The 6,996-nt window shown below is 36.0% G+C and carries 9 protein-coding genes; 2 read left to right on the forward strand and 7 right to left on the reverse strand.

The features are described 5' to 3' along the window. Window positions 1-166: 166 nt before the first annotated feature. The gene (locus ACFX4W_RS01360; RefSeq protein WP_098366378.1) at window positions 167-655 is read right to left on the reverse strand and encodes a hypothetical protein; all 489 of its coding nucleotides are present in this window, start codon (window positions 653-655) and stop codon (window positions 167-169) included. Further along, window positions 648-1,058 carry a thiol-disulfide oxidoreductase DCC family protein gene (locus ACFX4W_RS01365; protein ID WP_264388383.1) on the reverse strand — a complete coding sequence of 137 codons (411 nt, stop codon included), beginning with the start codon at window positions 1,056-1,058 and terminating at the stop codon, window positions 648-650. The genes ACFX4W_RS01360 and ACFX4W_RS01365 overlap by 8 nt, the downstream gene beginning before the upstream one ends. Window positions 1,059-1,315: 257 nt before the next feature. On the opposite strand from ACFX4W_RS01365, the gene ACFX4W_RS01370 reads away from it, so the two are divergent. After that, window positions 1,316-2,482, forward strand: coding sequence for an MFS transporter (locus tag ACFX4W_RS01370; protein WP_377559139.1), 1,167 nt, complete (start codon window positions 1,316-1,318; stop codon window positions 2,480-2,482). A gap of 171 nt (window positions 2,483-2,653) precedes the next feature. Here ACFX4W_RS01370 and ACFX4W_RS01375 read toward each other — a convergent pair whose 3' ends face one another. The 4 genes from ACFX4W_RS01375 to ACFX4W_RS01390 form a co-directional block, all read right to left on the reverse strand. After that, the gene (locus ACFX4W_RS01375) at window positions 2,654-3,118 is read right to left on the reverse strand and encodes a DinB family protein (RefSeq protein ID WP_377559141.1); all 465 of its coding nucleotides are present in this window, start codon (window positions 3,116-3,118) and stop codon (window positions 2,654-2,656) included. Window positions 3,119-3,306: 188 nt separating this feature from the next. Continuing rightward, entirely contained in the window at window positions 3,307-4,440 is a 1,134-nt protein-coding gene (locus tag ACFX4W_RS01380; RefSeq protein ID WP_377559143.1) for an NADH-dependent flavin oxidoreductase, read from the reverse strand. A 423-nt stretch (window positions 4,441-4,863) separates the two neighbouring features. Further along, window positions 4,864-5,436, reverse strand: a complete 573-nt coding sequence (locus tag ACFX4W_RS01385; RefSeq protein ID WP_098287856.1) for a TetR/AcrR family transcriptional regulator — start codon at window positions 5,434-5,436, stop codon at window positions 4,864-4,866. A 194-nt stretch (window positions 5,437-5,630) separates the two neighbouring features. Next, on the reverse strand, window positions 5,631-5,966 hold the full coding sequence (locus ACFX4W_RS01390) for a winged helix-turn-helix transcriptional regulator (protein ID WP_377559145.1): 336 nt from the start codon (window positions 5,964-5,966) through the stop codon (window positions 5,631-5,633). A gap of 159 nt (window positions 5,967-6,125) precedes the next feature. Here ACFX4W_RS01390 and ACFX4W_RS01395 point away from each other — a divergent pair, with 159 nt between their 5' ends. Beyond that, window positions 6,126-6,581, forward strand: coding sequence for an ester cyclase (locus ACFX4W_RS01395; RefSeq protein WP_377559147.1), 456 nt, complete (start codon window positions 6,126-6,128; stop codon window positions 6,579-6,581). 310 nt (window positions 6,582-6,891) lie between these two features. On the opposite strand, the gene ACFX4W_RS01400 is transcribed toward ACFX4W_RS01395, so the two are convergent. After that, a partial coding sequence (locus tag ACFX4W_RS01400) for an IS3 family transposase (RefSeq protein ID WP_377559149.1) occupies window positions 6,892-6,996 on the reverse strand: 105 nt, incomplete at its 5' end.

The raw sequence follows: 6,996 nt of genomic DNA on the forward strand, positions 1-6,996 counted from the left end.
GGGAAATCTGTCACGTACGGTTCTTAGGGGGGCGGGTGCTCGTGAGAGTGCCTGCCTACCCGACTTAACTGGATTTGTATATTGTATTCATCTCAAGCTTCTTTTTTAAGAATGAAATAGTAAAAAGAAGAAATCCCCAAACTGACCAATATAATGGGTAGCACAATCATTGTATGTTCACCTTCTTTTTCATTAGGTCTGTTTGGATAGACGTTTCAGCTGTTACTGGAGAGTCAAAAAAGACTCTTTTTAATTTTTTATATTCAAAGAAAAGTAAAGCTATACTCATAAAGGTTAACAACGTGGTAACAGAACGAGCTGGTATCTCAAAACAAAAATCAAGAATAGTAATATTTACTGTGATAGGTAAATAAATAATGTTTCCTAAAGTTGCTGTCTTTGGAATCACTAATAATAAGGCTGCTGTTATTTCTCCAAAAGCAATAAAAAGATTATATGTATCCGAATATCCAAAGAAGTGCCAAGCCAATTGCATTGCTGAGTCCTTTGTCGAGTCATATATAAAGTCGCCAGTAGAGAACTGGCCTGGATAGATTTTGGAAATGCCGTAAATCAAGAAAGTTAATGCTAAAGACCATCTAAATGTAGTGATAATTGTCATTCTAAGCTTTTTTAGAAATGTACTTCTATTCATTGATTTTCCCACTTTCTATTTTCGTTTTAATAAACCTATTTTGTATTTCTTTGCTAGGGACGAGACAACTCTCTTTTTTCCCGAAGAATCGATATCGATTCTTTGCAATAAAACGGTACGCTCTATCTCGGATTTTTTTAGGTATTATCCAAAAGAGAATGAAAAACCTTATAGGTCCGGTAAGCTTATTCATGATATGTAAGATTGCTGTAGATTCCGTATATATTTGACCTTTATCAATTAAGATAATGGAATCCAATTGCGTATTATTCGGATTGTGATTTATTATCAATGAACGTGCTAAATCTGATTGAAGAGACAAAAATTTAAATATGCCTTTAGGATCTCTTTTTATCACAAATTGGACCCAATGATTACATACGTTACATATACCATCAAACATAATAATAGGTTGATTATCTTTTTTTACCTTCAATATATTTCATCCCTTTAGTTAATTGTAAATATTTTCTACAACTAATTATAATACGAGATTTAATAAAGCTCACCTAACAATAATGTAAGATGGGCTTACAATTTTGTTAGGTGAGCTTCATTTTTTTGTTAAGAGTGCCTAGAACGCACATTATGGTAACTAAATTTGTATAGGTTATAGCTTTAGAGAATACACATGAGATATAACGTTGTAGGAGGAATGTAATGAAGGGACAAGGAAGAGTAAGCTTAAGTATCGGATGGATTACCTTATTCTTAATGGGGACTGATTTATTTATTGTATCCCCATTATTACCATTCATTTCTCAAGCATATAAAATTAGTTCAGCGACGGCTGGATGGATGGTAACTGTTTTTGCGATTACGTATGCTTTTTCAGCTCCATTCTTTGGGTGGCTCTCAGATAAAAAAGGCCGAAGATCTTTGATTACATTGGGGTTATTACTATTTGCTGCTTCCAATATCCTAACGGCCTGTGCCCCATCCTTTTTGTGGTTGATTGTTAGCCGTATTTTAGCTGGGTTTTCAGTAGCTTCCATTACCCCTTTAATATACGCTATCATTGGAGATATCGCACCACCAAGTCGAAGGGGAACATGGCTTTCAATTGTTGTTTCTGGTCACTTAACAGCCCTTTGGGCTGGAACACCACTTGGTACATTATTGGAACACTTTCTAGGTTGGCGTTCTGTATTTATTGTAATGGCCACAATAGGGGTTATATTGATGTTTGTAAACTTTAAGACATGGAAGTCTGTTCCTAGTAATGAATTAACAACAAATCTATTAAAAGGAAATCTAGCGAGAATACTTGGTTCCGTAAGCGTTACTGCCATTTGGGCGATTTCAATGTACACCCTGTATATTTATTTAGGTGCAGCTCTACACTTTAATAATGGATTTTCATCGGCAGAAATTGCACTGGCTGTTACCTTTTATGGTATTGGTGCGGTTTTAGGAAGCCTTTCAAGTGGGCAATTAACTGATAAGTTTGGGGAAAGGAAAATATCTACAAATACATTGATTGTATTGATCCTAATACTCCTTTGCCTAGGCGTATTTTTCTCATCTGGTGATTGGTTGTATTTCTTTATGTTTATATGGGCTTTAGTTGGATATGCAGGGTTCACATCTTATCAAGCTCGATTAGCTGTTGAATATCCTTTAGAACGGGGAATTGTAATGGCATGGAACAATACGGCTCTATATATTGGCATTACCCTCGGGTCAATGCTTGGCGGTTACGTGATATCAAATTGGGGGTATTCTACTCTTCCATATGCTTGTAGTATTGCTGCCGTTCTAAGTTTTATAATCAGCACCCAAAAAAGACAAGTGTTAAAGGGAAAATCAACTATTATTAATAGATAAAAGACCTAATATTCAGGTCTTTTTTTACTATTTTGGATTTCTCTTTGATACCTAGAATGTGTTTTATTTAAACTAAAACCAGAAAAAGCACAAATCCGTTGTCAATCAACGGTTTTGTGCTTTATTTATGTCCTCTAACATGATTATTGACACCCTAGTTAAAATAAGACATTATTTATTTGCACTTAGTATCTTTCTTTGTGCATTAATAACACCATTATGCATTCCATCATGAAAATTACCGAGTAACAATAACTCTCCGAGTGTTTCAATTCCTTTAAATGGATCATCTAATTTTTGATCTAATTTCCCTTTACATGTTGTACGAATCCATGCGTGTTGTTCCTTTAAAAGTTTAAGCAGTACTTCTTTTGATGGCGGATGTTCAGTCCAATCGGCCGGACTCGTATCCTTTGCAAAATAAGCCAGATATTTTTCAGGAAGATTTTCAGAAAGCGAACGAAAACTGTTAGCAAACCAATCCTGTATAGTTAAAATATGTCCTGCATTCCAACGAATGTTGTTTCTAAAGCCTTTAGGAATAACATCCCAATCTGATTCAGGAATTGACTCCAAAAGTTCCACCGTAATACTTCGTACAGTTTCTGATTGTTTAAAAATGATCTCCTCTTTCATAAAGAATCCCTCCTTATTTTCATCAATTTCATTTGATTATTTAATATTTTTAAAATATTTATGAACATCTTTATCGTTTATCGAAATAGAACTTAACTAGATAGAATATAGAGAAACAAAAGACGTTTCTCACTAAAACATCTGTCCAGTCAACACCTTTTGTTCTTCATCATTAATTGTAGGTAAAATTATTCTTCAATCTTAAACCATGGACCTGAAGCTTGAATGGCAGTCCAAAGTTTTTCCGGAAGCTCAAGCTCTCTTACTTTCGACTTCCTAATTGCTGTCTTAATTTCAGCTTCGTTTCCATTCTGAACTTTTTCTATCCAGTCTGGATTCATAATTAACGCGTGCCCAATCGCTGCTAGAGATAGCCCCTTATCTAATGCAGTTTTAACGTCATTTGCAGTGACCATAGATCCCGCAGCAATGACAGGAACTCTGTTATTTACGTGCTCAGCAATTAATTCAAGATACGTTTTGTCATCTTTACTATCAACCGGTTTTGAAGAGAGAACGTTAGCCAACGAAGCGTGTACATAATCAACATTTGCTTCAATGAGTCGATTAATTAATTCATAAGTATCCTTCATTCTTAAACCACCTGTTTGATGTTCGTCAGGTGATATTCTGTACCCTAAAATAAACGGTTTAGATGCATGCTTTTTAATAACATTTTTAATTTCCTGAACGACCGCAAGAGGGAAACGCAAGCGATTTTCTAGTGAACCTCCCCATTCATCCTCACGTCTATTGAAGAAAGGCGAGAAGAAGTTTTGAAGTAAAAACCCATGTGCACCATGAATTTCAACTCCATCAAAACCAGCTTCAATGGCTCTTCTTGTTGTTTCTCCAAAGGCATGAATCACTTCTAGTATTTCATCATGTGAAAGCTCTCTAGGTAATACCGAAGGAGCAAAGTCAGAAGCTTCAGTTTCCAAGGCACTGGAACTAACCACTTCGCCATTTGGGGTTAAAGCCGGTAGTGCTTTATTCCCTCCATGGAAAATTTGAAGAATTGCCGGAGCTCCACCACTTTTCGCAGCTCCAGCTAATTTTCGTAAACTTGGAATAAATTTATCGTCATAAGCTGCAAATTCATTCGTAAAACCAATACCGTTTGGCTGAACATGAGTACAACCAGTTATAACGAGTCCTACTCCATTGACTCTTTTTTGATAATAGGTTAATTCTTCATCTGAAACCGTGTAATCATCATTACTTGACCAAGTTGTCATCGGTGCCATAACGACTCTATTTTTAAGAGTAACTCCATTTTTAAATGTGAATGTTTCAAATAAGTTATTATATTTTTTGTTCATGTTTTAACCTCTTTCTTACATATTTATTTATCTTATGTTGTAGGTTGTTTTATTTTATAAAGGCATAGCCACGTTTTTCTTTATTCTTATCACCACCTTTAATATTAATCGAACGTTCGTTCATTTAATCTATAAAAAAATAATTCCTTGCTTATCTTAACCTTCTTTAAACTAAGGATGCATTACATCAAAAGTTCCTCTTCCTTAGATATTCGTCATAATTTATCATTCTTTAAAATAAAAGAACGTTCGTTCATTTTATATTCTAAAAAAACAAATCTTAAACATCTGACTAAACTTGACAGCCTCTATAATAAACGATCGTTCGATTATCTTCAAGTCATTCATATTCAGAGGGAGAATTTTTTTAATAAACCTTTGTTATTACTGCTTTCTCCCTCTGTTTAAAAGTCGAATCGACTTTTAAGCTTTTATAGCATCCCAACTCATTTGAATAACTTTGTTTAAATTAGCTTCATTTATAGTGGTTGTTCCATTAAAATGTTCCTTAACAAATTGCATCAGTGGTTGGAGAGTAAAAATAGCCAGCAGGTTTGTATCAACTTGTTTGAACACATGTTGTTTTTTTCCTTTCTCAAATAAACTATAGAGAGGCTCACAGATGTCCGTGATTTCATCACGAGATATTTTGTTAAGAAGTGGTGAATTTTGAAACTGCTCTATAAATAAAAAGTAATCCTTATTAGCCAAAGTAAACTCAACAAATTTTCTTAAAGAGTTTTCAAATGCCTCTTGTAATGATAGCGAAGCATCAAAATTATTAAAAATTTCCTCAGTCATCATCTTCTTAACATTCAAATATAATTTGTTAAGTAGATCCTCCTTGTTTTCGAAATAAACATAAATCGTTGAAGCAGATACTTTAGCCTTCTTGGCAATCTTCGACATAGAAGTCTCAGCAAGACCAATTTCATTTATAAGTTGGATAGTTGCATTAAAAATATTTTCATTTTTGTGTTCGTCTTTATGTCTCATGCCCCAATAATAAACGATCGTTCGATTAATGTCAATTTGAAAAAAATAACGAGACTATCCGTTAATCATCCTCTTAACCAGAGGATGAAAAAAGAACGCAGCTTAAAATTGGTTGAGATTTCAAGCTTTACGTAAACAAATGACATAGCTCATTAGCCTTCATCATGCCTACTCTTACTTGTTACTTCCTATCATTATTTAGGGTTATTTGAAATATGATTTAAACCCCAATTCTCTATTTGGAGAAGTATAGAATAAAGGCTCTTCCCAGTCTCGGATAGCGAATACTCTACTTTGGGAGGAATTTCAGGATACACTTGACGATTAATCAGCCCATCACTTTCGAGCTCACGTAGCTGGCGAGTGAGTGTGCGCGGCGTAATAGTGGATAATTCCCTTCTTAATTCATTGAACCGCCTAACCTCATGAATCGCAAGCTGGTACAAAATGACTAACTTATACTTGCCTCCAACCATATTGACCGTAAATTCAACCGGACATGGTGAGTATTGTGAGTGTTGTTTATCCACTCTGTTTCCCTCCTTTTTAAAGTATCTTTTAGGATAGTATATATCTCTAATGTGCGTACTTACAAATTGAATATTATACATCTACAATGTAACTATAATCGTTACATTAATTTTAGTAAACGATTAAATTATTTTTAGTAAACGAAAGGATGATAAACAATGGAAACAACAGCAAAAACCGCGAGCGAGTTGGTCCGATCGACACCTCCCTCACCGTTGCAGGTCGCTTTCCGTGAACTGGAGTTCTTCGACGTCGGCGACCCTGCAAGGATAGAGGATGTGTTTTCTCCGGATCTGATCGACCATAACCCCGCCAACCCCGAGAAACCGGGTATCGAAGGCATACGAGCATTGGTTGAGGTCTTGCGCACCGGGTTCACCAATTCGGTGCACCGAATCCTTTTTTACCGTGAGCTTCCCGACGACTGGGTGCTCGTTCATTGGGAGATGACCGCAACCCACACAGGAGAATTCTTGGGGGTCCCCGCGACCGGCAAACCTGTGGCTCTGAAGGGTATTGACTTCTTCCATATCGTTGATGGCAAGGTCGCCGAGATTTATCACGTCGAAGAAATGCTCAAGTTGGCCCAGCAACTCGGCGTACAGTCGGCCTAAGACCGAGATCCACTAGGACGATGCCAGGTGCAAGCGCCGCGGCGCTTGCCGACATAAAAGATAGGAATTTGCTTTTTTTTCCTGAATTCGGGATACCTACGTTTGGTAAATGGTCATAACGAGCAAATCTGAGGCTTAAACTGATGAAACATCTTCACGAACAGGAACGGAACAGAGATTAAAATGATATAAATAGAAGTGTAAGATATAGAAACTACCCAGAAGACACTGAACTGCCCCCCGATTGTTAGACAGAAACTAATAAGGAAATGTGGACCTGTCAATATTTACTGGACACTAAGTTAGGCTACTATGATGAATAGGCTTTTTCGTATTCAATAGGGGAGAGATAATGCAGAGAAGAATGCATTCTTTTGGTATTGTAATAGAGCTCTATATATTTAAATACTTCTTT

Origin of the sequence: Priestia sp. YIM B13489, from assembly GCF_042787645.1 — a bacterium.
Lineage (GTDB): Bacteria > Bacillota > Bacilli > Bacillales > Bacillaceae_H > Priestia > Priestia megaterium.

What these genes read in the sequence shown, in the direction of transcription:
- ACFX4W_RS01360 (WP_098366378.1), bottom strand. Translation starts at nt 655, where the DNA reads ATGAATAGAAGTACATTTCTAAAAAAGCTTAGAATGACAATTATCACT.
- ACFX4W_RS01365 (WP_264388383.1), bottom strand. Translation starts at nt 1,058, where the DNA reads ATGTTTGATGGTATATGTAACGTATGTAATCATTGGGTCCAATTTGTG.
- ACFX4W_RS01370 (WP_377559139.1), top strand. Translation starts at nt 1,316, where the DNA reads ATGAAGGGACAAGGAAGAGTAAGCTTAAGTATCGGATGGATTACCTTA.
- ACFX4W_RS01375 (WP_377559141.1), bottom strand. Translation starts at nt 3,118, where the DNA reads ATGAAAGAGGAGATCATTTTTAAACAATCAGAAACTGTACGAAGTATT.
- ACFX4W_RS01380 (WP_377559143.1), bottom strand. Translation starts at nt 4,440, where the DNA reads ATGAACAAAAAATATAATAACTTATTTGAAACATTCACATTTAAAAAT.
- ACFX4W_RS01385 (WP_098287856.1), bottom strand. Translation starts at nt 5,436, where the DNA reads ATGAGACATAAAGACGAACACAAAAATGAAAATATTTTTAATGCAACT.
- ACFX4W_RS01395 (WP_377559147.1), top strand. Translation starts at nt 6,126, where the DNA reads ATGGAAACAACAGCAAAAACCGCGAGCGAGTTGGTCCGATCGACACCT.